This window comes from Faecalibacterium intestinale, assembly GCF_040096575.1.
Lineage (GTDB): Bacteria > Bacillota > Clostridia > Oscillospirales > Ruminococcaceae > Faecalibacterium > Faecalibacterium intestinale.
The window spans coordinates 1-1,582 of record NZ_JBBMEN010000060.1 but is presented as its reverse complement, the minus strand read 5'-3'; the positions used below and the strand labels follow the sequence as shown (position 1 = coordinate 1,582).

General features: G+C 56.4%; 2 protein-coding genes and 1 pseudogene. All 3 read left to right on the top strand.

Annotated features, from left to right (window positions below; genetic code table 11):
* Window positions 1-450, top strand: a pseudogene (locus tag WMO20_RS14340) (ketopantoate reductase family protein); the annotation flags it as partial.
* On the top strand, window positions 447-1,079 hold the full coding sequence (locus tag WMO20_RS14335; RefSeq protein ID WP_349187303.1) for an L-2-amino-thiazoline-4-carboxylic acid hydrolase: 633 nt from the start codon (window positions 447-449) through the stop codon (window positions 1,077-1,079). The pseudogene WMO20_RS14340 and the gene WMO20_RS14335, both read left to right, overlap by 4 nt.
* A 6-nt stretch (window positions 1,080-1,085) precedes the next feature.
* Window positions 1,086-1,582, top strand: a 497-nt coding sequence (locus WMO20_RS14330) for an L-2-amino-thiazoline-4-carboxylic acid hydrolase (protein WP_349187302.1), incomplete at its 3' end; no start/stop codon positions are given.

Below are 1,582 nucleotides of genomic sequence, written 5' to 3'. Positions count from 1 at the left end.
ATCTTCCACGGCACAAAATACAAGGTTGTTTACGAGCCGAACATGGAGGACTATCTGCTCTGCCATGCCGCGTTTGTGATGCCGGCGGCCTTCGCCTGCTATAAGACAGACGGCGACCTGAAAAAGCTCAGGGGAGATACCGCGTACCTGAACCGTGTGCTGGATGCCAACATTGAGGGATACCGCGCCATCCGAGATGCCGGGCACACCATTCTGCCCAAGGAGGATGCAGACTTTGAAGGGGAGAAATACCGCAAGACCTGCCTGCGCTTTTTCAAGCTGATGTGCGCCACCTCGCTGGGGAAACTCTGCGCCTCCGACCATGCCATGAACGCCATCGACGAAATGAGTGCGCTGAACCGGGATCTTAAGAAATTTTTCGATGAACATGGCGCAGTCTACCCGGTATGGCAGGCACTGGAAGCGGAAGCCGGGAGGTATCTGCAATGAAATACGCTGGAATGCCCTTTGGAATGTGGGTGCTGTTTGCCGGTTCCTTTCAAAAGCAGCTGACCGCGGTGCTGGGCTATGATGCAGCCACCGCAAGAGCCATCACGAAAAAGGCAAAGCCGCAATACCGGCAGATCATCCGCAGGCTGCCGGAGTTTGAAAAAGCGGACCGCTTCAAGATGAACATCGTCAACTGCGCCATGGTCGGCGCGTTCATTCTCTCCATGCCGCAGCGCCCGGAGGTGGACAGGCTGACGGATTACTACGCAAGATCCATGATGACAAAGCCCATGCAGTGGTTCTGCCGCAAAAGCGGAAAAAGCAAGTTTACCGCAAAGGATATTGCCGCTATGAAGGCAACCGCCGCTCTGAAAGCCGCCGACCGCAACCCCTACTCGTGGAACATGGAGTTTTACGAATACCCGGATGGCAGCGGCTACGAGGGACGCTTTACCAAGTGCGGCATCTGTGTGCTGATGAAGGAACTGGGTCTGTACGATCTGACCCCTGCCCTGTGCCATCTGGACTACACCATGAGCGAAGCGGACGGTGTGACAAATTTTGTGCGGCAGTACACCCTTGCCTCCGGCGGACCCTACTGCGACTGCGGGTACAAAAAGAAAGGGTAACGGACGATGAAGAGGAAGGAAACCTATCTTTCCCGTGACTTTCGGGAGACTGCGGCGCAACGCTTTCCCGCGCAGGCAAAGCAACTGAACGCCGCTTTTGATATGCGCCTGAATGCGCTGCTGGCTGAAAACGCGGGTGCAAGCAAGGAAAAGCAATACCACCTCAAGCGGCAGATATTGCCGGGCATTGCGGCCTACGAAACCTTGCAGCGGGTCATGCCGAAAGAAGAAGCACTGCAAACCGTTCACGGCTATGTGGAGCGGTTGGCGAGAACGAGCCACAAACAGATTGCCGCCCTGCTGCACATACCGGGGCTTTACCGCCTTGTTCCCGGCGTTTTCGTCAAATCCACCCGGAGCATTTTCGGCCCGGCGGCGGGCTTTGCCCCAAAAGAACTGCAGACCGGCAACGGCGTCTGGCGTGTGGATATGATGAAGTGTCCCTATCACGACACCTGCACAGAATACGGCTGCCCGGAGCTGTGCCGCTGCTTTTGCGACAG